Origin of the sequence: Phenylobacterium aquaticum (genome assembly GCF_947378715.1) — a bacterium.
Lineage (GTDB): Bacteria > Pseudomonadota > Alphaproteobacteria > Caulobacterales > Caulobacteraceae > Phenylobacterium > Phenylobacterium aquaticum_A.
Map to the genome: position 1 here is coordinate 1 of NZ_CANCLE010000042.1, position 26,203 is coordinate 26,203.

The following is a 26,203-nucleotide window of genomic DNA, read 5'->3' on the forward strand; positions in this document are numbered from 1 at the left end:
GGGCCTCTTCCGCGCGCTTGCGCGCGGTGTTGTCGGTGCCGACGCGCAGGGCGGTGACGGAGACGACGGCGGGGAAGCGGCTGCCGTCCTTGCGGATGTAGGTGAGCTCGTAGATGTCCTCGATGCCGCGGGACGCCTTGAAGACCAGGGCCTCGAAGCCGGGGGTGATCGTGGTGTCGAGCTCGAGGCTCAGCGCCTGTGCGCGGGCGATCAGTTCCGACGGGTCGGAAATATCGGCCGGCGTGATCTTGTTCAGGACGTCCGCCGCGGTGTAGCCGAGCATGCGCTCGGCGCCGACATTGAAGATTTGAATGACGCCCTTCTCGTCGGTGGCGATGCTGGAGAAGTTGGCGCTGTTGAAGATCGCGCTCTGCAGCGCGTCAGCCTTGACGATCGCTTCCTCCGTCTGGCGATCCGGAAGGGCCGGCGAAGGCTGGGCGATCAGGTCCTTGGCGACCCGTTCCGCATCTGAAGTCGAAATGGGGTTTCCTAACTCAGGTGTGCGCGAGCGGAGGGGGGCGGCGTGGGGCTGCTCACCGCGGTTCGGTCGCCAGGAGGGCGTCCACGGATTTCTGCAGGTCTTTCACGGAATAGGGCTTTTGCAGGAACTGGCCGCCCTCGACAAAGAGAGCGGACATCTCGGCGTTGAGCGGGGTGCCCGATGTGTAGAGCACCGGCAGCATCGGGCGGATGTTCAGCGCCCGGTTGGCGATGTCGTAGCCGCCCAGCGGCAGGCTCCCCAGGCGGATGTCGACGAACAGGGCGTCTATGCCCTCGCCCCCCGACAGGTGCAGCAGGGCGCCGGAAAGGTCGCTGGCGGTAAGCGGGCTGTGGCCCAGATCCTCAATGGTCCATTCCGCATTCTGGCGGATGAAAACCTCGTCTTCGACGATGAGAATGGTGGCCATCAGAACGCCGTGGGGGGTGGGCACGGCATGGAACTGATACTCCTCACGTCAACCACGGATGGATTGGCGCGGGGTCTTAATGCGTGGGCTGACGGATGGTTCCCCAGGTTCCTGAGATTTTTTCGACGGTGATCCGGCGGCGTCCGGGCGTCAGACCGCCAGGTTGTCGATCAGGCGGGTCTTGCCCATGAGGGCGGCGGCCAGCAGGCGGGTTTCCCCGGTCAGCGCGCCGGGGCCCATACGCGACAGGTCGGCGGCGCCGCGGGCCTCGAAATAGTCGATGCGGGCGAAGCCGGCGGCCTCCAGGGCGGCGCGGCCTTCGGCCTCTACGGCCTCGACGGGATCCCCGGCCCGCAGACGTTCGGCCGCCCGGTTTAGGGCGCGGGCCAGGGCCGGGGCGGCCTGGCGCTCGGCTGGCGTGAGATAGGCGTTGCGCGAGGACAGGGCCAGGCCATCGGCGGCGCGGGCCGTGGGCGCGCCGACCACCTCGACCGGAATGTCGAGGTCGGCTGCCAAACGCTTGATCACCTGCAGCTGCTGATAGTCCTTCTCGCCGAACACCGCGACGTCGGGGCCGCATTGCAGGAGCAGCTTGGTGACCACGGTGGCGACGCCGGCGAAGTGGGTCGGGCGGGCCTGGCCGTCCAGGGGTTCGGAGACGCCGGCCACGGTGACGGTGGTGGAGAAGCCGGCGGCATACATCTCGGCCACCGGGGGGGCGTAGAGCAGGTCGCAGCCGACCTCGGCCAGCAGAGCGCCGTCGCGGGCCTCGTCGCGGGGATAGGCGTCGAAATCCTCATGCGGGGCGAACTGGGTGGGGTTCACGAAGACGCTGGCCACCACGCGATCGGCCTTGCTCCGCGCCAGATTGACCAGGGACAGGTGGCCATCGTGCAGGGCGCCCATGGTCGGGACCAGGGCGACGCGCGCACCGGCCTGGCGCCAGGCGCTGACCTGGCGGCGCAGGTCGGCCACCGTGCGAACGACGGCGAACAGGTTATCGGACATGGGGCCTCCGGGGGGCTGAGACGGGGGCGCTTATGACGCGATGGGGCGCCTGCGTCCATCCGTCCACAGGCTGCGCCTGCGCGTGCGTTGACGCGCCGTCTCCAAGAGGCACAGGTTAACCTTTAGAATCGGGACGCGATCCCGACAAAGATGGTGGAGTCGTTAAGCCATGGCCCAACCCAAGGTCATCGTCATCGGCAATGAGAAGGGCGGGGCCGGCAAATCGACCCTGGCCATCCATGTGGCCACGGCGCTGCTGCATGGCGGCGCGAAGGTCTCGGTGCTGGATCTCGATCTGCGCCAGCAGTCCATGGCCCACTTCTTCGCCCATCGCCGCGCCTGGCTGGACGCCAACAAGGCGTCCGCGCCGATGCCGATTGAGCACATGAGCAGCACTGATCTGCTCAAGGCTTCCGAGGACGAGGCGCTGGGTCGGTTCGAACAGGCTTTCGCCGAGGCCGATTCGTCGGACGTCGTGCTGATCGACACCCCCGGCGGCGACACCGCCGTCAGCCGCGCCGCCCACGGCCTGGCCGACCTGATCGTGACCCCGATGAATGACAGCTTCGTCGACTTCGACATGCTGGGCGTAGTCGATCCGGTGACCTTGGAGCTGAAGCGCCCCAGCCTCTATTCCGAGACGGTCTGGAACAGCCGCAAGATCCGCGCGGCCAAGTCCGGCCAGTCGATCGACTGGGTGGTGCTGCGCAACCGCCTGGCCCCCACCGAGGCCCGCAACCGCAAGCGCGTCGACGAGCGGGTCCAGGCCTTGTCGCGCAGAGTCGGCTTCCGCGTCGGGCCCGGCCTGCGAGACCGGGTGATCTATCGCGAACTGTTTCCGTTCGGCCTGACCGTCGCCGACCTGTCGCCGGTCATCAAGCCGGTGGCCATGTCGCTGCAACACGTGGCCGCGCGCCAGGAGCTGCGGGCCCTGATCGGTTCGCTCGGCCTGGCCGGCGCGGCGGGCGATGAGCTGATGGCCGCCCAGTAGTGATCTATCTGGCCCTCGGCTGCGCGGTGCTCGCCGCCCTGCTTTGGGCCTCCAGCCGCCAGCCGATGTTCAAGCGCCGGGAGTGGCGCTTCCTGTCCAGCGCGCTGGCGATCGCCGCCTTCGCGGGCGCGGCCTATGTCGGCATTCGCGGTGAGTGGGGCAGGGCGATCGTGCTGGGGGTCATCGGCCTGTGGCTGGCGGCCTCGACCCGTACGGCGGCAGCGCCCGCGCGGGTCGGCAAGCCGGCGTCCAAGGCCCTTGGCGACGCGGAGGCGAGGTCCATATTGGGCGTGGCGGCCAATGCGACCCCGGCGGACATCCAGGCGGCCTATGCCCGGCTGATGCGGGTGGCCCACCCCGACGCGGGCGGCACGGATGGTCTCGCCGCCCAGCTCAATGCGGCGCGGGATCGGCTGCTGAAGCGGTAGATCGCCTCAGCCCGGCGAGATCACCATGCAGGCCAGCTTCTTGGACTTCAGGGCCCGGCAGGCGTCGCGGGCGTTGTCTTCGCTGAAGCCCTTGAACTGGGCCTTGTAGGTCCCGTCGTCCTCGGCCACCCGGCTGTCGGCCTTGCCGAACGCCTTCTTGAAGCGCCCGTCGATCAGGGTCAGCTGCTTCTTGGCCAGAGACTTGGACTTGAAGGCCCCGACCTGCACGACCCAGCGGCCGGCGGCCTTGCGCTCCGGCTTGTCGTCGCGATCGACCTTTTGAGTTCCACGCAGGGCCGTGGTGCGCGGCTCGACGATGGTGAAATTGGAGACCTGGGCCGGGGGCGGGGTGGCGGAGGCCAGCACGATCTTCAGCCCGTCCTGCTCGCCGTCGCCCTGTTCGGCGGAGGGCCGCATGATCGGGCCGGTGGGCTCGGCCTCGAACAGGTTCTGGGCGACGGTGATGCGCTCGCCGCGATCGCGACGGTTCATGACGTCGAAGCCGGTGAGCAGCAGGTCCTCGGCGTTGAGGTCGCGCGCGGCGGTCGAGGGGCCGCCCATGACCACGGCGATCAGGCGGCGATTGTCGCGCACGGCCGAGACCGCGAGATTATAGCCCGAGGCGTTGGTGTAGCCGGTCTTCAACCCGTCCACGCCCGGCATCTTTCCGAGCAGGCCGTTGTGGTTGTTCATGGTCACGCCGCGGAAGGTGAACTGCTGCTGGCTGAACAGCCGATAGTACTGGGGATAGTCGCGCATCACGGCGCGCGACAGGATGGCGATGTCGCGGGCCGTCGAGATCTGGCGGCTGTCGGGCAGGCCGGACGCATTGACGAAGCGGGTGTTGACCATGCCCAGCTCCTGGGCGCGCAGGCTCATCATGGCGGCGAAGCGGCTCTCACTGCCGCCCAGCTTCTCGGCCAGGCCCACGGCCACGTCATTGGCCGACTTGATGGCCAGGGCCTGCATGGCGTCATTGACGCTGAGGGTCTCGCCGGGCGCGAGGCCGAGCTTGGTCGGCGCCTGGGCGGCGGCGTGGGGGGAGATGACGATCATGTCGTCTGGCTTCAGACGTCCGGTGCTGAGCGCATCGAAGGTCAGATAGAGGGTCATGATCTTGGTGATCGAGGCGGGATAGCGCGGGCTGTCGGCGCGCTTGGCGTAGAGCACCTCGCCAGACTTGGCGTCGACGACGATGGCGGCGTACTTCGGCACCGTGGCCGGCGCCTCGAGGAACGGGATCTGAGCCTGGGCGTTCTCGGTCAGGCCGCCGGTCGCGGCGGCGACGGCGAGACCGATCGAGAGACACAAGCGGCGGGCGCGCTCAAACATTAGCTTCGTCCGGCAGATAATAGGTTTCGACGACCCCCCGGTCGCCACACTGGAAACCTAGCATGACACCTTCGATCTTGCGCGAGGGTAAACACCTCATGAGCGAGCCTAAAAGTCGCGGCGCCCAGGGCGAGGCGACTCGCCATGGGCGATGCGCGGCTTCGCGCCGGCTCGCCGCACAGGCGATTGTGCACTGCACAAAAATCCCTTGACTGCTGCACTGCAACATGAGACTTAGGCTTCGAATTCGAAGTTAGTCCGCACCCGCGTCACGTCCCACAAGTCGCTTCGCGGCGTTCCCGCGAAACCCTGATCCAGGAGTTATTCCCATGGCCGCCGCCGAAACCGTCAAGACCACCGTCGAGCAGTTCACCACCGCCGGCAACAAGGCGTTCAAGGACGCCGTCGAAAAGTCGCTGACCGCGCTCAACGACACCAATGCTCATTCCAAGAAGAACCTGGAAGCCGTGATCGCTTCGGTCTCGGCCGCCACCAAGGGCGCTGAAGCCCTGGGCGCCCAGGCCATGGCCTATTCCAAGAAGGCCGTCGAAGATCAGGTCGCCGCCGCCAAGTCGCTGTCGTCGGCCAAGAGCATCCAGGAAGTGGTCGAACTGCAGACCGCCTTCGCCAAGACCGCGATGGAAGCCTACATGGCCGAAGTCAGCAAGATGGGCGAAGTCGTCGCCGCCTCGCTGAAGGACTCGGCCAAGCCGCTCAACGAACGCGTCACCGCGATGGTCGAGCGCATGCAGGCCGCCCGCTAAGCCACGATCTCCCAGCGGCGCCCTTCTGGGGCGCCCAACTTCAGAAGGCTCGGATCCCAGTGGTCCGGGCCTTTTCTCTTGCGCGGCGGAGCGCTAGACCTGGGGCATGTCACAGGTCGAAGATCGTCTCACCGCCGCCGGGATCACGCTGCCGCAACCGGTCGCCCCCGTCGCCAACTACGTCCCCTTCGTGCGGGTCGGAAACCTCGTCCACATCTCCGGCCAGGTCTCGATCGACCCGGCCGGCGGCGTGCGCGGCATTGTCGGCGAAGATGTCGACATGGACACAGCCAAGCGCGCGGCCGGCATGTGCGGGGTCAATCTGCTGGCCCAGATGCGCGCGGTCTGCGACGGCGATCTCGACCGGGTGGTCCGGGTGGTCAAGCTGGGCGGCTTCGTCCAGGCCGGGCCCGGCTTCTTCGAGATTCCCCAGGTCGTGAATGGCTGCTCCGACCTCATGGTCCTGGCGTTTGGCGACGCGGGCAAGCACGCCCGCTCTGCGGTCGGCGTCTATCGCCTGCCGATGAACTTCGCCGTCGAGGTCGACGCCGTGGTGGAAATCCGTTGAGCGCGCCGGCGAAGCAGCAGTTCGGCGAGGCCTGGGACTTCCTGTTCCATCCGCCGGTCGCGCACCGCGGCCTGTGGACCCCGGATGGGGCGCCGGAGAACTCGCTGGGCGCCTTCCAGGCCGCCTGCCAGGCCGGATACGGCATTGAGCTCGACGTGCATCTGTCGGCCGATGGCGAGGCCATGGTCTTCCACGACTATTCGCTGAAGCGAATGTGCGGGGAGGAGGGCAAGATCAAGGATCGCACCGCCGCCGACCTCGGCGAGATCCGCTTGAAGGGCACGGATGAGCGCATCCCGACCCTGCTGGAGGCGCTGGCGGTCATTGGCCATCGGGCCATGGTGCATGTCGAGCTGAAGACCCCGTTCGGTGAGGTCGGTCCGCTGGAACAGCGGGTTCACGAGATCCTGATCGACCATGCCGGCCCGACCTGCGTGATCGGCTTCAACCCCTATTCCCACGCCTGGTTCGCCGACCGCTTCCCCGGCGTGCTGCGTGGCCTCGACAGCTATGCGTGGGAAGATGACACCCCGCACCTGTCGGCCGAACAGCGCCTGGCGTTCAAGAAGCTGGAGCAGGTGCAGATCGCCCGGCCGCATTTCCTGGCCATGAGCCTGGACATGGCGCTGTCGGCAGAGGCCCAGGCCTATCGCGCCAAGGGCATGCCGCTGGTCGCCTGGACCGTGCGCAAGCCCGAGCAGTGGGAGCCGATCAAGGACCATTGCGACAACCTGATCTTCGAGGGCTTCGCCGCGTGACGCTGAAGCCGGCGGTCACGGTCGCCCGCCGGATCGCCGAGATCGGCCGCGCCGGCTGGGACGCCTGCGCCGGCAATCCCGACTACATGGCCAATCCCTTCGTGGGTTTTGACTTCCTGGACATCGCCGAACAGTCCGGCTGCGCGGTCGAACGCGCGGGCTGGGGGCCGCAGCACCTGGCGGTCGAGGACGAGGCGGGTCAGGTGGCGGCGGTCATGCCGCTGTACCTCAAGTCCCACAGCCAGGGGGAATACATCTTCGACCATGCCTGGGCCGACGCCTATGAGCGGGTTGGCGGGGCCTATTACCCCAAGCTGTTGTCGGCGGCGCCCTTCACGCCTGCGACCGGTCCGCGCCTGCTGGTGCGGCCGGACGTCGACGCCAATGAGGCCCGCGCGATCCTGCTGGGCGGGGCTGTGGCCCTGGTCGAGCGCTACGAAGCCTCGTCCCTGCACATCAATTTCCCGATGGAGCCGGAGTGGACGTGGCTGGGCGGACAGGGCCTGGCCCAGCGACAGGGCCAGCAATATCACTGGACCAATGCCGGCTACGTCACCTTCGAGGACTTCCTGGGCGCCCTGTCCTCGGGCCGTCGCAAGACCATCCGCCGCGAGCGCCGCGACGCCCAGAGCCAGGTGGAGATTGTCTGTCTGACGGGGTCCGACATCACCGAGGACCATTGGGACGCCTTCTACGCCTTCTATATGGACACCGGTTCGCGCAAGTGGGGCCGGCCCTATCTGAACCGGCTGTTCTTCTCGCTGCTCGGCGAGCGGATGGCCGACCAGGTGCTGCTGGTCATGGCGCGCAAGCACGGGCGCTGGGTGGCCGGCGCGCTGAACCTGATCGGCGCCGACTGCCTCTATGGCCGCAACTGGGGCTGCACCGAGGACATCCCCTTCCTGCATTTCGAGCTCTGCTACTATCAGGCCATCGAATGGGCGATCGGACGGGGCCTGGCCCGGGTCGAGGCCGGCGCCCAGGGGCAGCACAAGATCGCGCGCGGCTATCTGCCGGCCCCGGTGCGCTCCGCCCACTTCATCGCCGATCGTCGCCTGCGGGCGGCCGTCGCCGACTTCTGCGATCGCGAACGGGCGGCGGTCGAGGGCGAGATGGAATGGCTGTCGGACGAATATTCCCCGTTCCGCGAGGGCGGGGAGAGGCCGGCCTGAGCCCAGCCGGTCAGGAGCGCTCCCAGGCCTGACGCAGCAGGGCGGTCAGGTCGACGTCGACCTCGGCAGGGCTCGCCAGGACGATGCGGGCCTTCAGCCGCTCCGACCAGCCGTCCTTGGCGGCGGCCGGCGACAGACGGAGCGACGCCTCCGGACCCACCGCCAGACCCAGCACCGCCTCGCCGCCCTTGAGCGGCCGGGTGGCGGCGAACTGGAATTCCCGGGAGAAGGCGGTGAAGCCCTTGCGCTGGCCGTGGACCAGAGCGGGCAGGCCGGCGACGGCGGCCTCAACGGCGGTCAGGATCGCCAAACTGGCGGGGTCGGTCCACAGGGCGGCGCGCAGGGTCTCAGGCTCGTCCCAGCCGGCGGCGGAGGGAAAGGCCATCGACAGCACATAGGCGCCGCGATTGGCGCCCAGGCCATGGTGGACCCGCAGCCATTCCGACCGCGCCTTGGGTTTGGTCTCAGGGCAGGTCTGGGCGATCACCACCCACTCCTCGATGGTCTTGCCGGTGTCGCGGGCCAGACCCTCCTGGACGGAGGCGAACCACTTCTGCTGGCGCGGCGTCAGGCTGCGCGAGTCGGGGGTCGATCCGGTGCTTCCCATACCCGTGGGCCTTTGTGCTAGGACGCTCCCTTGGACAGGCGGGAGCAGGCGTCATGAGCTTGGACGGGACCTACGACGACGGCAACATCTTCGCCAAGATCCTGCGCGGCGAAATGCCCTCGGCCCGGGTGTTCGAGGACGAGCACGTCTACGCCTTCATGGACGTGTTTCCACAGGCGCGCGGCCACACCCTGGTGATCCCCAAACATTCGCAGGCCCGCAACCTGCTCGAGGAAGATCCGCAGGTGCTTGGCCCGCTGATCCTGGGCGTGCAGCGGGTGGCGCGCGCAGTGCGTGCGGCGCTGAAGCCGGACGGACTGGTGATCACCCAGTTCAACGGCCAGCCGGCCGGCCAGACCGTGTACCACCTGCACTTCCACATCATCCCGCGCTGGGAGGGCGTGGCCCTGGGGCGGCACGCCCAAGGCGGCATGGCCGACCCGGCCGAGCTGAAGGTGCTGGCCGCCGAGATCGCGGCGATGATCGCCTGATCAGGCGGCGCGGCGACGGGCGGCGTTGAGGGCGGTGTCCAGCAGCTCCGCATGCTCGATCGGCTTGGCGATGTGGCCATCCATGCCGGCGGCGTCGCAAAGCGCGATGTCCTCGGGCAGAGCCGCGGCGGTCATGGCGATGATCGGCACCTGGCCTGGAGCGCCGGGCAGGTCGCGGATCGCCCGGGCGGCGGCCAGGCCATCCATCACCGGCATGTGCAGGTCCATGAACACCAGGTCGAAGCCGCCGTCGCGGACGGCGGCCACCGCCTCGGCGCCATTGTCTGCGGTCTCCACCTGGAAGCCGGCCGCTCCCAGCATCAGCATGGCCACCTGACGGTTCACCGGGTGGTCGTCGACCACCAGGACGTGGCGGGCCGGGCCGAGGGGCTGGGTCAGGTCGGGCAGGGCCGGGGCGGAGGCGGGCGCCTCGGTGGTGCGGGGCAGGGTGAGTTCGAACCAGAACCGCGAGCCCTGGCCCTCGACGCTGTCGACCCCGACCTCTCCGCCCATCAGCTGGACCAGGGAGCGGACGATGGCCAGGCCCAGCCCCGCGCCGGCGAAGCTGCGGGTGGAGCCGCCGTCGACCTGGGAGAAGGGCATGAACAGGCCCGCGATCTTGTCGGCGGGAATGCCAATGCCGGTGTCGGCGACGGTGATCCGCACGCGGTCCGTTCCGCTTGCCTCATCTGGAACTCGCGCGGCCGAGAGGGTGATCGCGCCCCGGTCGGTGAACTTGGCGGCGTTGCCGAGCAGATTGAGCAGCACCTGGCCGATACGCCGGGCGTCGCCAAGATGGATCAGGCCCGCAAGCCCCGCGAGGTCCAGCTCAAGTCGCACGGCTCGACCGCCGAGGCTGGGGCGCACGACCTGGGCGGTGTCGCGCGCCAGGTCGATGAGGCTGAAGGGCCCAGCAGCAAGCTCCAGATTGCCGTTATCGACCCGCGAATAGTCGAGCACATCGCTGATCAGCGACAGCAGGACCTGGCTGGAGGTCTGCATCACGGCGATCTGGGCGCGCGCCTCGGCGGGCAGGTCGCCCCGGGCGGCCAGCAGTTGGGCGTAGCCGGTGATGCCGTTCAGTGGGGTGCGCATCTCATGGCTCATCACCGCCAGGAACCGGCCCTTGGCGCCGGCCGCATCCACCGCTTCACGGCGCGCCTGACGCGACGCCGCGAGGGCCCTTCTCAGGCCCGCCTGGGCGCGGCCGCGCTGGGCCAATACGCTGGAGAGGATCAGGCAGGAGAGCAGGACCGTGGCCAGGAAGAACTGCAGGAACAGGATGCGCTGGCCGATATCGCCGGGCGTCGCCGCTGCGATCGGGCCGAAGCCCCTGATGGTGGCGCCGGTCATGGCCAGGGCCATCAGGGTCACGCCCAGCATGGCGTAGGGCGGGCTTATCCGGATGACCACCAGCAGGCCGATGGGAAAGACCAGGAACAGCAGCGGCAGGGGCGTCGTGAAGATCAGGGCGGTGACGGCGCCCATCAGCAGGACCAGGGTCACGCGCTCGACGGCGCCGGCCGGGGCGGCCCGGTCATAGCGCGAGAACCGGGCGAGCAGCAGGGCGGCCGGCGTCCCGGTGATCATGCCCAGATAGTCGCCGAGCACCCAGGTCGGCCAGATCTTGGCGAAGCTGGTGTTGAAGGCCAGGGCCGCGCCGAGCGTGCCAACCGCCAGGGCGGCCGGCAGGGCGGCGAACAGCACGAAGCTGCGCACCCGCGCGACCGAGGTCATGTCTAGCGCTGCGCCACAGACCCGGCGAATGAGGATGGCGGCCAAGGTCGATTCCAGCAGATCGCACGCGGCGATCAACAGCGCGCGATCCAGCGCGCTGCCGGTCTCATAGGCGCAGATCACATCGGTCAGGCCGCACAGGAGCCAGACGACCAGGGCCTGTTGTCGCGGCAACAGCAGCAGCGCGGCGGCGAGAATGCCGTTGCAGGGCCAGAGCACGGCGAGGCCGCCCGTGCTGGTCGTCAAGGCATAGGCCAGGATCGAGAAGGCTACATAGGCCAGCAGGAAGCCGAGGGGCAGGAACGCCGGTCGCGGCGTCTGGGCAGGGCGGAAGAGTTGGAGGCGGTGCACGCTCGACGAATCCCCTCGGGCCACGCCAGGCATGGTCCGCCGCCAACCGGGTGCTAGGCAAGCTCTCAGGGGTTGTCGAGACCGGGGCGACAAAAAGCCCCAGGCGGTGACCGCCTGGGGCTCTTGAGGTCGAACCTGGAGGCCGATCAGCTCGCCAGTTCAGGCGCCTGCGCGTCTTCGGCCGGGCTCTCGATGGTCGGCGCGCCACGCTCGCGTTGGTCACCCTCGATCTCGAAGGCCAGCTTGCCGTCCTTGAGCACGACCTTGACGTGGCCGCCCTTGACCAGCTTGCCGAACAGGATCTCGTCGGCCAGCGGCTTCTTGATGCTCTCCTGGATGACCCGGGCCAGAGGCCGCGCGCCATAGAGTTCGTCGAAGCCGTTCTTGGCCAGCCAGTCGGCGGCGTCGTCCGACGTTTCGATGGTGACGTGGCGGTCGGCCAGCTGGGCTTCCAGCTGCATGACGAACTTCATCACCACCTGGCGAATGACGTCCTGGGTCAGGGACTTGAACTGCACCACGGCGTCGAGGCGGTTGCGGAATTCCGGGGTGAACAGACGCTTCAACGCCTCTCCGACCTCATCGTCCTGCTTGCCGCGACCGAAGCCGATCGAGTTCCGCTGGGCGTCGGAGGCGCCGGCATTGGTGGTCATGATCAGGACCACGTTGCGGAAGTCGACCTTCTTGCCATTGGCGTCGGTCAGCACCCCGTGATCCATGACCTGGAGCAGGATGTTGAAGACGTCCGGGTGGGCCTTCTCGATTTCGTCGAGCAGCACCACGGAGTGGGGGTGCTGGTCGACGGCGTCGGTCAAGAGCCCGCCCTGGTCGAAGCCGACATAGCCGGGAGGCGCGCCGATCAGGCGGCTGACCGTGTGGCGCTCCATGTACTCGCTCATGTCGAACCGCAGGAGTTCGATGCCCATGGTCGAGGCCAGCTGGCGCGCCGTCTCGGTCTTGCCGGTGCCGGTGGGGCCCGAGAACAGGTAGCAGCCGATCGGCTTGTTCGGGTCGCGCAGACCGGCGCGCGCCATCTTCATGGCCGCCGACAGCTGTTCGATGGCGTCATCCTGGCCATAGACCGCGCGCTTCAGGTCGTCGTGAAGCTGCTTCAGCGCCTCGGTGTCGGTCTTGGAGACCGATTTCGGCGGGATGCGGGCGATCTTGGCGACGACGGCCTCGATCTCCTTCACGCCGAGCGTCTTCTTGCGGCGGTTTTCGGGCACCAGCATCTGGCTGGCGCCGGCTTCGTCGATGATGTCGATCGCCTTGTCGGGCAGCTTGCGGTCGGTGATGTACTTGGCCGACAGCTCCACCGCCGCCTTGATCGCGTCGTTGGTGTAGCGAAGCTTGTGGAAGTCCTCGTAGTAGGACTTGAGGCCCTTGAGGATCTTGATGGTGTCTTCCACCGTCGGCTCGTTCACGTCGATCTTCTGGAAGCGACGCACCAAGGCGCGGTCCTTCTCGAAGTGCTGGCGGAACTCCTTGTAGGTGGTCGAGCCCATGCAGCGGAGCGAGCCCGAGGCCAGGGCCGGCTTCAGGAGGTTCGAGGCGTCCATGGCCCCGCCCGAGGTGGCGCCGGCGCCGATCACCGTGTGGATCTCGTCGATGAACAGGATCGCGTCGGGGTGGTTCTCGAGTTCCTTGACGACCTGCTTCACCCGCTCTTCGAAGTCCCCGCGATATCGGGTTCCGGCCAGCAGGGCGCCCATGTCCAGCGAGAAGATGGTCGAGCCCGAGAGCACCTCCGGCACCTGGCCATTGATGATCTTGCGGGCCAGGCCCTCGGCGATGGCGGTCTTGCCGACGCCAGGATCGCCGACCAGCAGCGGGTTGTTCTTGGTGCGCCGGCACAGGATCTGGATGCAGCGCTCGACTTCGCTGTAGCGGCCGATCAGCGGGTCGACCTTGCCCTGCTTGGCCTTCTCATTGAGGTTCACGCAGTAGGCGTCCAGCGCCTCGCCGCCCGTCTTCACGGCAGGCTTCTCCTCGTCCTCGGAGGCGCCCTTGACGGGCTTGGCCTCGCCGGCGGCGCCCGCCTTCTTGGCGATGCCGTGAGCGATGTAATTGACCGCGTCGTAGCGGGTCATGTCCTGCTCTTGCAGGAAATAGGCGGCGTGGCTCTCGCGCTCGGAGAAGATGGCGACCAGCACATTTGCGCCGGTGACCTCTTCGCGACCCGAGGACTGCACGTGGATCACCGCCCGCTGGATCACCCGCTGGAAGCTTGGGGTGGGCTTGGCGTCCTCGCCATCGTCCACGACCAGCGAGCGCAGCTCGTTGTCCACATAGTTGGTGAGGGTGGTCTTCAGGGCGGCGAGGTCCACGTCGCAGGCGCGCATCACGCCAGCGGCGTCCTCATCGTCGATGAGCGACAGAAGCAGGTGCTCCAGGGTGGCGTACTCGTGCTTGCGCTGGTTGGCGAAAGCGACGGCGCGATGGAGGGACTCTTCGAGATGGCGCGAGAATGATGGCAACGGAACCTAGTCCTTTTCCATGGTGCATTGAAGGGGGTGCTGATGCCGGCGAGCGGTATCAACCACCTGAGCCACCTTTGTTTCCGCCACTTCATAAGTGAACACGCCGCACACGCCCACACCGTGCTGGTGGACATGCAGCATGATCTTCGTCGCTTCTTCGCGCGACTTATGGAAGTACTGTTCCAATACGTAGACCACGAACTCCATCGGAGTGTAGTCGTCGTTCAAGAGCAGCACTCGGTAAAGCGAAGGCTTTTGCGTCTTCGGCTTCGTCTGAGTGATCACCGCCGACCGGTCGCCCGTCGCCTGATCACCTTGCTTACGCTCGGCCATCGAACAGGTCTCCTGACGGACACAGGTCCGCCCTACCTCTGGATTAGATATGGAAAAGCCAGCGGTTTGGAAGGGTCGAAATCGTCGCGAGCCGAGAGATCGACGGCGAGGCATAGTTTTGGTCACGCTCACAGGGCTCGAAATGGGGTCGAATGTGACAAATTCAATCCTGAGCCGAGGATTTCCCCTTAAGGGCGCGCGCCGAAGTCAGGGCCCCTGCGCCGAATCGCGCCCGGATCGTGTCGGCGATCTTTTCCGTCGCCAGGGCGCGGGCCTCGCCACCGCCAAAAAAGTCGGTCTCGGCGGTCTCGGGCTCGACCAGTTCGGTCAGGCCCACCCCGATCAGCCGCCAGCTGCGGCCCGGCGCGCCGGCCTTGAGCTCCTGGGTGAGGAGCTCGCGGCCGACCTGCAGGACGGTGCGGGCCGTCTGGGTGGGCAGGGCCAGGGCCCGGCGGCGGGTGATGATCTTGAAGTCGGCCCCGCGCAGCTTCAGCGTCACCACCCGGCCGGCCAGATTGCCGGAGCGTGACTGGCGGGCGACCTTCTCGGCCAGGTGCGGCAACTGGTCCTCAAGCTCTGCCAGGGTCTTCAGGTCGTCCTCGAAGGTGGTCTCGGCGCTGATCGACTTGCGGACCTGATCCGGATTGACGGCCCGGGTGTCGCGGCCCTGGGCCAGGGCGTGCAACCGCAGGCCATTGGCGCCCAGCCGGGAGGCCAGATGCTTGAGGTCTGCGCGGGCGATGTCGCCAACCGTGCGCAGGTTCTCTCGCTCCAGGGTGGCGACCATGGCCGGACCGACGCCGGGCAGGATGCCGACCGGGCGCGGCGCCAGGAAGCTCTCGGCCTCTGCGGCCCCGATCACCGAGAAGCCCCGAGGCTTGTCGAGGTCCGAGGCGATCTTGGCCAGGAACTTGTTGGCGGCGAGACCGATCGAGACGGTGATGCCGACCTCGGCCTCGATGCGGGCCTGCAGGCGGGCCAGGGTGACGGCGGGCGGCCAGCCGTGCAGACGCTCGGTGCCGGACAGGTCCATCCAGGCTTCGTCGAGCGACAGGGGCTGAACGAGCGGCGTCAGGTCGCCCATCATGGCCATGATCCGGCGGCTCTCGGTCCGGTATTTGGAGAAGTCGGGCTTGATCACCACGGCCTGGGGGCAGGCCTTGAGCGCCTTGAACATCGGCATGGCCGAGCGGACGCCGAAGATGCGGGCGATGTAGCAGCAGGTGGTCACCACCCCGCGCTTGCCGCCGCCGACGATCACCGGCACGTCGCGCAGCTCCGGCCGGTCGCGCTTCTCCACCGAGGCGTAGAAGGCGTCGCAATCCATGTGGGCGATGGAGAGCGCCTCCAGCTCCTCATGGGCCACGACCCTCAATGAGCCGCAGGCCGGACAGCGGCGCTGGAACTCGCCGCGCTGGTAACAGTCGCGGCAGAGGGCTTTCACGCGCCCCCCTCCAGGGGCCAGAGCCAGGCCGCGCCGCGCACGCCGGACGAGTCGCCATGCACGGCCTTGCGGACGGGCGTTGTGAAATGGTCGGTGAAGACGTGGGGGGCGATGGCGCCGGGCAGGCGGTCATAGAGGGCGTCGACGTTGGACATGCCGCCGGCCAATACGATGACGTCGGGATCGAGCAGGTCGCAGATCACAGCCAGGCCGCGCGCCAGGCGATCGACATAGCGGTCAAAGGCGGCCACGGCGTGCGCGTCGCCGGACCGGGCCTGGGCGACCACCTCATAGGCCGGGGCGCCGCCGCCATGGTCGCGCTCCAGCCCTGTGCCGGAAATCCAGGTCTCCAGGCAGCCGTGGCGGCCGCACCAGCACTTGGGGCCGGGATGTTCGGCGGCGGTCGGCCAGGGCAGGGGGGTGTGGCCCCATTCGCCGGCCACGCCGTTGCGGCCATGGAGCAGTTGGCGGTTCACCACCACCCCGCCGCCGCAGCCGGTGCCGATGATGACGGCGAAGACCACGGCGCTCTCCGCGCCGGCGCCGTCAACAGCTTCCGACAGGGCCATGCAGTTGGCGTCATTGGCCAGGCGCACCGGCCGCCCCAGGACGCCCTGCAGGTCGTCGCCGAACGCGCGGCCATTCAGCCAGGTGGAGTTGGCGTTACGGATCAGGCCGTTGGCGGGAGAGATCGAGCCCGGCATGCCGACGCCAATGGCGGCGGCGGCCGCCCCGGCTTCGCGCTCGGCGTCGGCCACCAGCTGGGCGACGGTGCGCAGGGCGGCGTCATAGTCGCGCGGGTTGGGCGCCCGCACCCGCGCCAGGAACCGACCGTCAGCGCTGAGCGCCGCCGCCTCGATCTTGGTGCCGCCAAAGTCCACGCCGATCCGGATCATAGATCATGGTTTGTTCTGTTTCGAGGCGCAACTCAATCGGGTTCGGACGGCCGTGGCCTAGGAAATCGCCTCGGCGATCGCCAGACGCAGCAGGTCCCAGTCGTCGATGCGGGTGTGGCGCTCGGGTTCGGCGGGGGCCAGAGGCTGCAGGCGAGGGTCGGCGACCATCTGGAAGCGGCTGATGGCCGGGGCGTGCTCGGCGACCGAGTTCAGATTGGGCAGCAGGTCGTCCACGAAGGCGATCGCTCCGGTGACCTGGGCGGCCAGGCCCGCCGCCAGCGGCCCCTTGGGCCCGGTATTCAGGATCAAGGGATAGTCCATGCCGTGGCGGCCCAGCCAGCGGGCCCGGGCCAGCCGCGCCTGGCCGGGCGCATTGGTCAGAATGACGACGCTGGCGTCCTTGGAGAGCGCCCTCAGCGCCTGTGGCCCGCCGGGGGCGAGCGGCATGTCGCCGGCCCCATAGCGGAAGAAGTCGTCATAGTGCCGGCGGCCTTCCTCCAGATCCAGGTGCTCGGCGGCGCCCGGCAGGTAGATGTTCTGGAACAGGGCGAAGCGGTCGACGCGGAATTCCAGGCCGCGCCCCTCCAGGAAGCGCCCGAAGCCCTGCATGAAAAGACCCAGCACCTCGTCGACGTCGACAATGACCAGCGGACGGGCTGTGTCGACGCCCATCGACCCCAGGTGGGGCGCCTTGACGCTGGGGATGTGCGGTTCGCTCAAAGGCGGTCTCCGGCGCGACTAACGCGAGTTTAAGGATATCCGTGAGATCAACAGCCTAATGGTGGGGCTGGCGATCGATTCGCGCAGGCCCGAAGCATCGTCAGGACGTCAATGGCCAAGAAAGTCCTCATCGTCGAGGATAACGAGCTGAACATGAAGCTGTTTCATGACCTGCTCGACGCCCAGGGCTACGAGACGCTGCAGACCCGCGAAGGCCTGCAGGCTCTGGCCCTGGCGCGGGAACACCGTCCCGACCTCATTCTCATGGACATCCAGTTGCCGGAGATCTCCGGCCTGGAGGTCACCAAGTGGCTGAAGGAAGACGACGATCTGGCCGCTATACCGGTCGTGGCCGTCACAGCCTTCGCCATGAAGGGCGATGAGGAACGCATCCGCGAAGGCGGCTGCGAGGCCTATATCTCCAAGCCGATCTCCGTGACCCACTTCCTTGAAACCATCCGCCGCCTTTTGAGCTGAGCCCATGACCGCCCGCATCCTGGTCGTCGACGATATCGAGGCGAACGTCCGGCTTCTCGAGGCGAAGCTGACGGCTGAGTACTATGAAGTGCTGACCGCCAGCGACGGCCCGACGGCCCTGGCGCTCGCAGCCAAGGAAAAGCCGGACATCGTCCTGCTGGACGTGATGATGCCGGGGATGGACGGTTTCCAGGTCTGTCGCCGGCTGAAGGACGACCCCGAGACCCGTCACGTGCCGGTGGTTCTGGTCACCGCCCTGGACGGACGCGCCGACCGCATCGCCGGCCTGGAGGCCGGCGCCGACGAATTCCTCACCAAGCCCATCGACGACGTCATGCTGTTCGCCCGGGTGCGCAGCCTGACCCGGCTGAAGATGGTGATCGACGAACTGCGCGAGCGGGAGGCCTCGGGCCGCCGCATGGGCGTCATCGCCGGCGCGGCCTCGCGCCTCGGCGGCACGGGTGGCCGGGTGCTGATCGTCGACGATCACGAGCGCCAGGCCCAGCGCATCGCCGACGAATTGTCGATCGAGCATCGGCCGGTGGTCGAGAGCGATCCGGAAAAGGCCCTGATGACCGCCCGCGGCCCGGTGGACCTGGTGATCGTCAACGCCACGGCGCGGACCTTCGACGGCCTGCGCTTCACCGCCATGCTGCGCTCGGACGAGACCACGCGGCACATCCCGGTGCTGGCGGTGGTGGATTTCGATGAACGCGCCCGGCTGGTGAAGGCCCTGGAGATCGGGGTCAACGACATCCTCTCCAAGCCGATCGATCCGCAGGAGCTGGCGGCGCGCGCCCGCACCCAGATCCGGCGCAAGCGCTACACCGACTATCTGCGCGACAATCTCGACCACTCGCTGGAGCTGGCGGTGACCGACCAGCTCACCGGCCTGCACAACCGTCGCTACATGACCGGCCAGCTGGACGCCCTGGTCAAGCGCGCGACGCTCGGCGGCGATCCGGTGGCCTGCCTGCTGATCGACATCGACCACTTCAAGAAGATCAATGACGGCTACGGCCATGACGTCGGCGACGAGGTGCTGCGCGAGTTCGCGGTGCGCCTGGCGTCGAACGTCCGCGCCATCGATCTGCCCTGCCGCTATGGCGGGGAGGAGTTCGTCGTGGTCATGCCCGACACCAAGATCGAGGACGCCGAGCGGATCGCCGAGCGGATCCGCCTGCACGTGGCCGGCTCGCCCTTCCGGGTGATGCACGGCGCCGAACTGCTGACCGTGACCATCTCGATCGGGGTGGCGGCGACGCTCGGCCCCAATGACAAGCCCGAGGCCCTGCTCAAGCGGGCCGACGAGGGCGTCTATGAGGCCAAGGCCTCGGGGCGCAACAAGGTCGTCTCGCGGGCCGCCTGAGCCGGCATACGAAAAACGCCCGGCCTTGCGGTCCGGGCGTTTCGACTACAGACCTGGAGAGGGTCCGCTTACTTAATCTTGCCTTCCTTGAACTCGACATGCTTGCGCACGACCGGGTCGTACTTCTTCATGACGAGCTTGTCGGTCTTGGTGCGGGCGTTCTTCTTGGTCACGTAGAAGAAGCCGGTGTCCGCCGTGGAATTCAGGCGGATCTTAATTGAGGCGGGCTTCGCCATGGTCGGTCCTCGGGCGGGGCCGGGGCGCGAAGCGCCGGCAGGTGTTCTGAAGAGCCGCGGAAAATACGAATCCCGCGAGCAAAGTCAATGCGCACGCCGAATATCGTGAAAATCAGAGATGACGCATCCGCGGCGCCCCGGCGGTGAAGCGCATATAGGGCACCGGACGGCCGGGATCCTCGAGCCTGGCGACCGTCTCCTTGATCACCGCGCGGGTGACCATCGGCAGGGGAAGCTCCAGGGCGTCGTCGAACTCGAACCAGGCGATCTCTTCCAGTTCGCCGCAGTCGGGCTGGCGATCCAGGCTGATCAGGCGCTCGGCGTCGGCCATCAGGAACCAGGTGTCGAACCGCTTGGCCAGCATGGGCGGGGTGACGGCGCGATAGATGATCGACAGCGCCTCCAGGTCGGGCAGGGCGCCCTGGGCCAGGAATTCCCGCCAGGGGCCGGCGATGGGGCGGGGATCGGCCTTGCGGGCCAACAGCAGTCCCGCCTCCTCGAAGGTCTCACGCACCGCGGCCAGAGCCAGGGCGCGGCCACGGGAGCCCTTGTGGCCCTCCAGCTTGGCGGCGACGTCGGGCGTCAGGTCGGTGGCGTAGGGCGCGCGGAAGTCGGCCTTGTCGATGCGCCCCCCCGGGAACACCCACAGGTTCGGCATGAAGTCGTGGCCGCCATGCCGCTTGCCCATCAGCACCCGGGGCTTGGCCCCGTCGCGGCGGACGATGAACAGGGTGGCGGCGTCGCGCGGGCGGACGGCGGGGGTCCCGGGCGCGCGTTGACGGCCGCCTTCGGGCGGCCGTTTGGCAAGGATCGGATCACTCATGAAACAACTGTATGACTGTCGGGCGCCTGAGGAAACGGCGCCGTAGGGTCAATCTTCGAGACGAGGATTCACCGCCGCTTGCCCTTGCGCACGCCCCGGGGCGGACCGCCCTGGCGCTTGGCGTCCATGGCGCCGGGGACCCGGCCGCGCTGGGCCAGCCGGGGGCGGGGGGAACTGGCGTCCGGCGGGGCCGGCTCGCTGACCATTTCGAACAGCAGGCCGCCGGTGATCGGGGTGGCCTCCAAGAGCTTCACATTGACCTTCATGCCTAGCGGCCAGCGGGCGCCGGAGCGTTCGCCGACCAGGGCGTGCATGCGGTCGTCATGGATGAAGAACTCGCCGCCCAGCTTGGAGATCGGGACCAGGCCGTCGGCGCCGGTCTCGTCCAGGCGGATGAACAGGCCAAAGCGCGTGACCCCGGTGATGCGGCCGGGGAACTCGGCCCCCACCCGGTCGGCCAGGAAGGCGGCGACATAGCGGTCGGTGGCGTCGCGTTCGGCGGCCATGGCCCGGCGCTCAGCCACCGTGATCTGCTCGGCGGTGTCCTTCATCTGGGAGATGTCGCGGTCCGAAAGGCCGTCGGCCCCGAAGCCCAGGGCGGAGATCAGGCCCCGGTGGACGATCAGGTCGGCATAGCGGCGGATCGGCGAGGTGAAGTGGGCGTAGCGCTGCAGGTTCAGGCCGAAGTGGCCGATGTTCTCGGTGGAATAGACCGCCTGCATCTGGGAGCGCAGCACCACCTCATTGATGATGTCGGCGTGGGGGCTCTCGCGGGTCTCGCCCAGCAGCTTGTTGAAGCGGTCGGTGCGCGGCGCCTCGCCCTTGGACCAGGGGATGCCCAGGGTGGCCAGGAACTCGGCCAGCGACTGGACCTTCTCGGCGCTGGGGGTGTCGTGGATGCGGTAGATCAGCGGGGTGCGCTTGGCCTCCAGCATCTCGGCGGCGCAGACATTGGCCTGGACCATCATCTCCTCGATCAGCCGGTGGGCCTCCAGCGAGGCGCGGGGCTGGATGGAGGCGACCTCGCCGGCCGCATTGATGATGATCCGCCGCTCCATGCTCTCGATGGCGAGCGGCGAACGGGCGAGCCGGCCCTTCAGCATGATGTGATAGGCGGCCCACAGGGGCTTCAGTATGGGCTCCAGCAGCGGGCCGGTGACATCGTCCGTCTGGCCGTCGATTGCGGCCTGCGCCTGCTCGTAGGAGAGCTTGGCGGCCGAGCGCATCAGGCCGCGAACGAACTTGTGGCCGCGCTTTCGCCCTTGCGCGTCGAACACCATCCTCACGGCCAGGCAGGCGCGGGCCTCGCCGAGCCGCAGGGAGCACAGGCCGTTGGACAGGCGCTCGGGGAGCATGGGCTCCACCCGGTCGGGAAAATAGACGCTGTTGGCCTTTTCCCGGGCTTCCTTGTCCAGCGCCGAGGCCGGGCGGACGTAAGCCGCGACGTCGGCGATGGCCACCCAGACCACGCAGCCGCCGGGATTGTCCGCCGCGTCGTCCGGCTGGGCGTAGACCGCGTCGTCGTGGTCGCGGGCGTCGGCGGGGTCGATGGTGATCAGGGGGATGTCGCGCAGGTCCTCGCGGCCCGACAGGGTCGGGGGCTCGGCGGCTTCGGCTTCCGCCTCGGCCTCGGCGGAGAAGCCGGTCGGGATGCCATGGGAATGGATGGCGATCAGGGAGGCGGCGCGGGGCTGGTCCTCGCGGCCGACGATTTCCAGGATCTTGCCGCGTTTGGGACCATAGCGCTGTTCCGAGGCGCCGACCGAGGCCAGGACCAGGTCGCCGTCGCGCAGGTCGCGGGCCTCGGCCTCGGGGATCAGCAGGCTTTCCTTGGACTTGCGGTCGACCGGTTCGACCCGGGTTTCGCGCCGGGCCTTGCGGATGACGCCCAGCACCTTGTGGGCGCTGGCCCCCAGCCGCTTGATCAGTCGGGCCTCGAGTTCACCGTTCTCCAGCCGCTCGAAGCGGACCAGCAGCCGGTCGCCCAGGCCCGGCGCGCCGCCGACGGGAGCGGAGCGGTCCGGCGCGAGCCGGATCAGGGGGGCGTCCTCGGCCCGGGTCAGGCGGACCATCAGCTCGCCGTCCGCGTCGCGCTCGGTGACGTCGACCACGCCCACGGGGGGCACGGCGCCGGCCTCCGCGAAGCCCTTGCGGCCGCGACGGCCGAGTGAGCCGTCCGCCTCCAGGCCGCGCAGCATCTCGCGCAGGGCCTTGCGCTCGGCGCCCTTGAGACCGAACGCCTTGGCGATGTCGGCCTTCTCGGACTCGCCGGCCTCGCGGATGAACCGGATCAGGGTCTCGCGGTCAGGCAGGCCCTGGGGGACCTTGGTCGAGGGTTTCGAGGTGAAGCGGGACGCCTTGGGCGCGCGGGGTTTGGCCATGGCGCCTTGTAACGCGGAATCAGGGCCGGCGTCGCCGTCCTCCAACGACCGTCTTTCGACTTGCACATTGCGTTCTTACTAAACATATAGATACTGATAATCGACAGCGGCGTTTCAAGCCGCTGCGACTTGGCCCTGGTTCTGTCCCGACTGTGACTGAGATGCATCCGCTTCGTTTCGCCCCCGTCGCGCCCGGCAATGATCGACCGGGCGCTGCAATGAAGACGTCATCAAAACAACAGCTTGGCCGGGCGATTTCGCCCCATGGCCGAGCCGAACCTCCCCGCCGCCCGGCGCTCCACGCGCCGACCTGACATCCGGGCGCGCGCGCCCCAGAGGACCTGAGACCATGACCGAGCCGGTCCCCCGGCGCGCGGCTTCCGCGCGCGTCGATCACGACCCCCGCGCCCCGAACCTGTCGGTGGTGATCTGCGTCCTCGATGAGGCCGAGGCGATTGGCGCCGTACTGGACGAGCTGACCGCCGAACTCGCGGGCCTGTCCTTCGAGGTCCTGGTGGTCGACGATTCCGTCGATCAGGAGACCAGCTGGGTGGTGCGGGGGCGAGGCTTGCGCGACCCGCGCATCCGCCTGATCCGCAGGGCCGGCGCCCGGGGGCTGGCCTCGGCGGCCATCGCGGGCTGGGACGCCGCGCGGGGCGAGGTGCTGGCCCTGATGGACGGCGACGGTCAGCATGATCCGCGCCTGATCCGCCAGCTGTTGGCCAGCCTGGAGGCGACCGGGGCGGAGGTGGCGACGGCCAGTCGCTACATGACCCCGGCCGGCAGCGGCCTATCCGGCTTTCGCGACGCCATCAGCCGGATTGGCACCCGCGCCGCCCAGGCGCTGATCGGGGCTCGGGTGACCGATCCCCTGAGCGGCCTGTTCCTGATGCGCCGAGCCTGGTTCGAGGCCGTGCGCGGATCGCTGACCGGGGTCGGGTTCAAGATTCTGGTCGATGTGCTGACCTCCGGGGGCCGTACGCCTCAGGTGGTCGAGGCCCCGACGGCCCTGCGCACCCGTCTCGGCGGCGCCTCGAAGCTGGACCTGCGGGTGATGGCCGATCTGGCCGGCCTGCTGGTGGAGAAGCGGACCCGGGGGCTGATCCCCGCGCGGCTGGCCATGTTCCTGGGCGTCGGCGTCAGCGGACTGATGGCCCACCTGGCGGTGCTGTTGAGCGGCCAGGCGGCGGGGCTCAGCCTCTGGGCCGCCCAGGCCCTGGCGATCTTCACGGCCATGAGCTGGAACTTCTGGGCCAATAACCTGCTGACCTTCCGCGACCAGCGGCTGCGCGGCCGCGCGGCCCTGGCGGGGCTGGGTCGCTTCTATGCGGGCTGTCTGGTCGGCGCGGTCGTCAGCGAGGCCATGGCCATGGGGCTGAACGTCCTGGGGGTTCCTGGCGTGGCGGCGGGTCTGATGGGCGCGGCCGGCGGCGGTCTGTTCAATTTCGCCGCCGCCCGGGTCGGCGTGTGGCGTAGAGCGTCGACGGGTCCTGCGCCGAACCCTGAGACGCCGGTCTGGCGGGAGGCCGAGGCGTGAGCGAGCTCCGCTATGGCGCCGCCGCCCCGCCGATCGCCCGCCCGCGCCCACGGATCGCCATTCCCGGCGGCTGGGGCCTGCTGATCTTCAGCCTGCCGGTGCTGAGCGGCCTGGTGAACCGGGTGGTGCGCGGCGGGGTCTGGTTCACCGACTATGACGCCCTGGTCTGCGGGGCCGAGCGGGTTCGCTCCGGCGTCGGGCTTTATGACCAGGCCGTCCCCTGCGCCGATCCTAACGCCGCCGCCTTCGTCTACGGCCCCTGGGTCGCCAGGCTCACCGCCGGCCTGCTGGGGGTGTTCGGTCACTCCGGCCTGATGGCCCTCTATCTCGCCCTCTATGCCGGGGCCGCCGCCCTGGTGGTCTGGGCCGCCTGCCTGCGGCGCGAGACGCCGGGCGCACCGCGCGATCGGGCGCGGTTCATGGCCGTGGTGTCGGGCAGCGCAGTGACCACAGGCAATATCGCCCTGCCGCTGCACGCCGGCGTCGTCGCCGCCGGTCTGGTCTTCGCCCGCGCGCCCTGGCTGTTCGTGCTGGCGGTGGCCGCCGCCGGGGCCGTGAAGCCGGTGTTCCTGACCTATCTGGCCGTACTGGTGCTGGCCCGGCGCAGCCCGGCCTGGCGGGTGGGCGCTGTGGCGCTGGGTCTCGGTCTGGGGCTCGCGCCGACGGTGCTGTTCGCCGGCGGCGGCGGACCGGAGGTCGCGGCCTGGCGAGCGCTGCTGTCGCACTTCGTCTATCAGGTCACCCCCGGCGACGGGTTGTTCGGCTGGCTGACCCTGGCCGGCGTGCCAACCGAGGGGGCGCCCGGCGTCGCCCTGGCGCTGTTGTGGGCGGCCCTGATGACCTTCTGCGGCCTGGTCATCGCCGAGCGTGGCCGGCTGCTGGACGAGCAACGCCTGTGGCTGGGCCTGGCCTGCGCCGTGCTCGCCAATCCCCGACTGATGAGCGAGGACGTGTTCCTGCTGGGACCGGGCCTGCTGGTCGCCGTCAGCGCGATCCGTCCGCGCCAGCCCAAGGCGGCGCTGTGGGCGGGGTGGGCGGTCGCGGCGGCCTGTGTCTTCTCGCTGGCCGGGCATCTGCTGGATTTCGCCGACTATGGCTCGCCACTGGGCATGCTGGCCCTGGGCGGGGTGATGATCGCCTGCGGCGCGGCCAGCGCCCTGCCACGGGCCCGCGCCGCGTGAGGCCGGCCCAAGTGGGCCGCGCGCCGTTCGGCCTGATCGCCCTGTTCTCTCTCTCGACTCTGGCCGGCCTGATCGGGCGAGGGATCAAGGGCGGCTGGTGGCTGAACGACTTCGACGCCGTCGCCTGCGCCGCCTGGCGCGTGGCCCACCATCTGCCGCTCTATGCCGAGGGCCTGTCGTGCCCGGGCGGACGACCGGCCGCCTATGTCTATCTGCCCCAGCTGGCCTGGGCGCTCTCGCCGCTCGCGAGCGGGCCAGGAATCTCGACCCTCAGGCTGGTCTACGGCCTGGCCTATGCAGGCCTGATGGCCTGGATGTTCTGGGTGCTGTTCCTGCGACCCGCGCCAGACGCCGACCCGCGCGATCGCGCGCCGATCCTGGCCATGTGCAAGGGCAGCGCGCTCTCCTGCGGCAACATCGCCGGGCCCTGCCATGCGGCGGTTCTGACGATGGGCGGCGCCGGCTGGGCGATGATCCCGGTGATCCTGGGCGTCGCCCTGATCAAGCCGGTCTACCTGACCTATCTGCTGATCTTCGCCTATGCCGCCGACCCGTGGCGACTGAGGGCCGCGAAGCTCGCCATGGGGCTCTGTGGAGCCGGTTTGGCCGCCGTCTGGGTGGTGGTGACCGGCGGCCCTGAGATTGCTGCCTGGCGGGTCGCCCTGGACAGCGTGGTGATCGGCCAGCAGACGGGGGTGGGCTTCCTCGACGACGTGGCCCATCTGGGCCTGAGGGGCGGGGATCTGGCCACCCAGACCCTGTGGCTCGTGTTCGCGGGGCTGATGTCGCTCAGCGGCCTGGCCATCGCAGAGGCGCGCCAGCTGGGGCCGCAGCCGCGTTTCCTGCTGGCTCTGGCCGTGGCCCAGCTCTGCAATCCGCGCCTGATGGACTACGACCTCGTGCTGATGGCCGGCGGTGTCGCCGTGGTCGCCGGCGGCGAGCCCCAGGGCCGCCGCGCGGTGGTCTGGGTGGGAATCGTCTGCCTGACGCTCAGCCTGGCCGAACAGACGGCCCTGGCCATCCGGCTGGGACCAGCCCTGCTGGCGCTCCTGCTGCTCGCAGCCGGTGTCCGTGCGATGTCCGTACGGTCCGGCGCGCTGGGGTGGCCGGGACAAGCCCGGCCATGACCATCCGAAGGGGAGAGCCTAGCCCTCCTCGTCGTCCCACGGCGCGGCGGCGGTCGCCGCGGCGGCGGCAGGCTTCTTTGCCGC

The 26,203-nt window shown here is 68.8% G+C and carries 26 protein-coding genes; 12 read left to right on the forward strand and 14 right to left on the reverse strand.

Going from position 1 to position 26,203, the window contains the following annotated elements; genetic code table 11:
- The 3 genes from Q7P21_RS07685 to panC all read right to left on the reverse strand — a co-directional run.
- Nucleotides 1-481, reverse strand: a 481-nt coding sequence (locus Q7P21_RS07685) for a PAS domain S-box protein (RefSeq protein ID WP_369695338.1), incomplete at its 3' end; no start/stop codon positions are given.
- A gap of 52 nt (nucleotides 482-533) precedes the next feature.
- Nucleotides 534-908, reverse strand: coding sequence for a response regulator (locus tag Q7P21_RS07690; protein ID WP_304166371.1), 375 nt, complete (start codon nucleotides 906-908; stop codon nucleotides 534-536).
- A 150-nt stretch (nucleotides 909-1,058) separates the two neighbouring features.
- Entirely contained in the window at nucleotides 1,059-1,916 is an 858-nt protein-coding gene (gene panC, locus Q7P21_RS07695; RefSeq protein WP_304176496.1) for a pantoate--beta-alanine ligase, read from the reverse strand.
- A gap of 169 nt (nucleotides 1,917-2,085) precedes the next feature.
- Here panC and Q7P21_RS07700 point away from each other — a divergent pair, with 169 nt between their 5' ends.
- Together Q7P21_RS07700 and Q7P21_RS07705 are read left to right on the forward strand one after the other, a co-directional pair.
- Complete coding sequence (locus Q7P21_RS07700; protein WP_304166365.1) at nucleotides 2,086-2,907, forward strand: division plane positioning ATPase MipZ; 822 nt, start codon at nucleotides 2,086-2,088, stop codon at nucleotides 2,905-2,907.
- Nucleotides 2,907-3,335: a molecular chaperone DnaJ gene (locus Q7P21_RS07705; RefSeq protein WP_304166362.1), complete on the forward strand. Its 429-nt coding sequence runs from the start codon at nucleotides 2,907-2,909 to the stop codon at nucleotides 3,333-3,335. The genes Q7P21_RS07700 and Q7P21_RS07705 overlap by 1 nt, the downstream gene beginning before the upstream one ends.
- A 6-nt stretch (nucleotides 3,336-3,341) precedes the next feature.
- Here Q7P21_RS07705 and Q7P21_RS07710 read toward each other — a convergent pair whose 3' ends face one another.
- On the reverse strand, nucleotides 3,342-4,667 hold the full coding sequence (locus tag Q7P21_RS07710) for a D-alanyl-D-alanine carboxypeptidase (protein ID WP_304176498.1): 1,326 nt from the start codon (nucleotides 4,665-4,667) through the stop codon (nucleotides 3,342-3,344).
- A 329-nt stretch (nucleotides 4,668-4,996) separates the two neighbouring features.
- Here Q7P21_RS07710 and Q7P21_RS07715 point away from each other — a divergent pair, with 329 nt between their 5' ends.
- From Q7P21_RS07715 to Q7P21_RS07730, 4 genes are all read left to right on the forward strand, one after another.
- On the forward strand, nucleotides 4,997-5,431 hold the full coding sequence (locus tag Q7P21_RS07715; RefSeq protein ID WP_304166357.1) for a phasin family protein: 435 nt from the start codon (nucleotides 4,997-4,999) through the stop codon (nucleotides 5,429-5,431).
- A gap of 106 nt (nucleotides 5,432-5,537) precedes the next feature.
- The gene (locus Q7P21_RS07720; protein WP_304166354.1) at nucleotides 5,538-5,999 is read left to right on the forward strand and encodes a RidA family protein; all 462 of its coding nucleotides are present in this window, start codon (nucleotides 5,538-5,540) and stop codon (nucleotides 5,997-5,999) included.
- Complete coding sequence (locus Q7P21_RS07725; protein ID WP_304176500.1) at nucleotides 5,996-6,757, forward strand: glycerophosphodiester phosphodiesterase; 762 nt, start codon at nucleotides 5,996-5,998, stop codon at nucleotides 6,755-6,757. Before Q7P21_RS07720 ends, Q7P21_RS07725 begins: the two co-directional genes overlap by 4 nt.
- Nucleotides 6,754-7,929 carry a GNAT family N-acetyltransferase gene (locus tag Q7P21_RS07730; RefSeq protein ID WP_304176502.1) on the forward strand — a complete coding sequence of 392 codons (1,176 nt, stop codon included), beginning with the start codon at nucleotides 6,754-6,756 and terminating at the stop codon, nucleotides 7,927-7,929. The genes Q7P21_RS07725 and Q7P21_RS07730 overlap by 4 nt, the downstream gene beginning before the upstream one ends.
- A 10-nt stretch (nucleotides 7,930-7,939) precedes the next feature.
- Here Q7P21_RS07730 and Q7P21_RS07735 read toward each other — a convergent pair whose 3' ends face one another.
- Nucleotides 7,940-8,536 carry a DUF4287 domain-containing protein gene (locus Q7P21_RS07735; protein ID WP_304176504.1) on the reverse strand — a complete coding sequence of 199 codons (597 nt, stop codon included), beginning with the start codon at nucleotides 8,534-8,536 and terminating at the stop codon, nucleotides 7,940-7,942.
- Nucleotides 8,537-8,589: 53 nt separating this feature from the next.
- On the opposite strand from Q7P21_RS07735, the gene Q7P21_RS07740 reads away from it, so the two are divergent.
- On the forward strand, nucleotides 8,590-9,027 hold the full coding sequence (locus Q7P21_RS07740; protein WP_304166913.1) for an HIT family protein: 438 nt from the start codon (nucleotides 8,590-8,592) through the stop codon (nucleotides 9,025-9,027).
- Here the strand turns inward: Q7P21_RS07740 and Q7P21_RS07745 are convergent, their stop codons facing one another.
- The 6 genes from Q7P21_RS07745 to Q7P21_RS07770 form a co-directional block, all read right to left on the reverse strand.
- Entirely contained in the window at nucleotides 9,028-11,115 is a 2,088-nt protein-coding gene (locus Q7P21_RS07745) for an ATP-binding protein (protein WP_304176506.1), read from the reverse strand. It lies immediately after the preceding gene.
- A 146-nt stretch (nucleotides 11,116-11,261) separates the two neighbouring features.
- Nucleotides 11,262-13,592 carry an ATP-dependent Clp protease ATP-binding subunit ClpA gene (gene clpA / locus Q7P21_RS07750; protein WP_304166918.1) on the reverse strand — a complete coding sequence of 777 codons (2,331 nt, stop codon included), beginning with the start codon at nucleotides 13,590-13,592 and terminating at the stop codon, nucleotides 11,262-11,264.
- A 6-nt stretch (nucleotides 13,593-13,598) separates the two neighbouring features.
- The gene (clpS, locus tag Q7P21_RS07755; protein ID WP_242562696.1) at nucleotides 13,599-13,928 is read right to left on the reverse strand and encodes an ATP-dependent Clp protease adapter ClpS; all 330 of its coding nucleotides are present in this window, start codon (nucleotides 13,926-13,928) and stop codon (nucleotides 13,599-13,601) included.
- 163 nt (nucleotides 13,929-14,091) lie between these two features.
- Nucleotides 14,092-15,372 carry a DNA polymerase IV gene (locus Q7P21_RS07760; protein ID WP_304176508.1) on the reverse strand — a complete coding sequence of 427 codons (1,281 nt, stop codon included), beginning with the start codon at nucleotides 15,370-15,372 and terminating at the stop codon, nucleotides 14,092-14,094.
- The gene (locus Q7P21_RS07765; RefSeq protein WP_304166926.1) at nucleotides 15,369-16,268 is read right to left on the reverse strand and encodes an ROK family protein; all 900 of its coding nucleotides are present in this window, start codon (nucleotides 16,266-16,268) and stop codon (nucleotides 15,369-15,371) included. Before Q7P21_RS07765 ends, Q7P21_RS07760 begins: the two co-directional genes overlap by 4 nt.
- A 57-nt stretch (nucleotides 16,269-16,325) precedes the next feature.
- Nucleotides 16,326-16,988: a hypothetical protein gene (locus Q7P21_RS07770; protein WP_368670100.1), complete on the reverse strand. Its 663-nt coding sequence runs from the start codon at nucleotides 16,986-16,988 to the stop codon at nucleotides 16,326-16,328.
- A 111-nt stretch (nucleotides 16,989-17,099) separates the two neighbouring features.
- On the opposite strand from Q7P21_RS07770, the gene Q7P21_RS07775 reads away from it, so the two are divergent.
- Together Q7P21_RS07775 and Q7P21_RS07780 are read left to right on the forward strand one after the other, a co-directional pair.
- The gene (locus tag Q7P21_RS07775; protein WP_304166928.1) at nucleotides 17,100-17,465 is read left to right on the forward strand and encodes a response regulator; all 366 of its coding nucleotides are present in this window, start codon (nucleotides 17,100-17,102) and stop codon (nucleotides 17,463-17,465) included.
- Nucleotides 17,466-17,469: 4 nt separating this feature from the next.
- Nucleotides 17,470-18,834 (forward strand): PleD family two-component system response regulator, encoded by a 1,365-nt coding sequence (locus Q7P21_RS07780; RefSeq protein WP_304176510.1) that lies wholly within the window; start codon nucleotides 17,470-17,472, stop codon nucleotides 18,832-18,834.
- 68 nt (nucleotides 18,835-18,902) lie between these two features.
- On the opposite strand, the gene rpmG is transcribed toward Q7P21_RS07780, so the two are convergent.
- The 3 genes from rpmG to rnr all read right to left on the reverse strand — a co-directional run bounded on the left by rpmG (nucleotide 18,903) and on the right by rnr (nucleotide 22,274).
- Nucleotides 18,903-19,070 carry a 50S ribosomal protein L33 gene (gene rpmG, locus Q7P21_RS07785; protein ID WP_304166932.1) on the reverse strand — a complete coding sequence of 56 codons (168 nt, stop codon included), beginning with the start codon at nucleotides 19,068-19,070 and terminating at the stop codon, nucleotides 18,903-18,905.
- A gap of 112 nt (nucleotides 19,071-19,182) precedes the next feature.
- Entirely contained in the window at nucleotides 19,183-19,893 is a 711-nt protein-coding gene (locus Q7P21_RS07790) for an NUDIX hydrolase (protein ID WP_304166934.1), read from the reverse strand.
- 68 nt (nucleotides 19,894-19,961) lie between these two features.
- Nucleotides 19,962-22,274, reverse strand: coding sequence for a ribonuclease R (gene rnr / locus Q7P21_RS07795; RefSeq protein ID WP_304166937.1), 2,313 nt, complete (start codon nucleotides 22,272-22,274; stop codon nucleotides 19,962-19,964).
- A 349-nt stretch (nucleotides 22,275-22,623) separates the two neighbouring features.
- Between rnr and Q7P21_RS07800 the strand changes: the two genes are divergently transcribed.
- The 3 genes from Q7P21_RS07800 to Q7P21_RS07810 are packed head-to-tail and all read left to right on the forward strand — an operon-like array spanning nucleotide 22,624 to nucleotide 26,119.
- Nucleotides 22,624-23,811, forward strand: a complete 1,188-nt coding sequence (locus Q7P21_RS07800) for a glycosyltransferase (RefSeq protein ID WP_304176512.1) — start codon at nucleotides 22,624-22,626, stop codon at nucleotides 23,809-23,811.
- On the forward strand, nucleotides 23,808-24,992 hold the full coding sequence (locus Q7P21_RS07805; protein ID WP_304176513.1) for a hypothetical protein: 1,185 nt from the start codon (nucleotides 23,808-23,810) through the stop codon (nucleotides 24,990-24,992). Before Q7P21_RS07800 ends, Q7P21_RS07805 begins: the two co-directional genes overlap by 4 nt.
- A complete protein-coding gene (locus Q7P21_RS07810) occupies nucleotides 24,989-26,119 on the forward strand; it encodes a hypothetical protein (RefSeq protein WP_304176515.1) in 1,131 nt (376 codons plus the stop codon). The genes Q7P21_RS07805 and Q7P21_RS07810 overlap by 4 nt, the downstream gene beginning before the upstream one ends.
- Nucleotides 26,120-26,203: the final 84 nt, after the last annotated feature.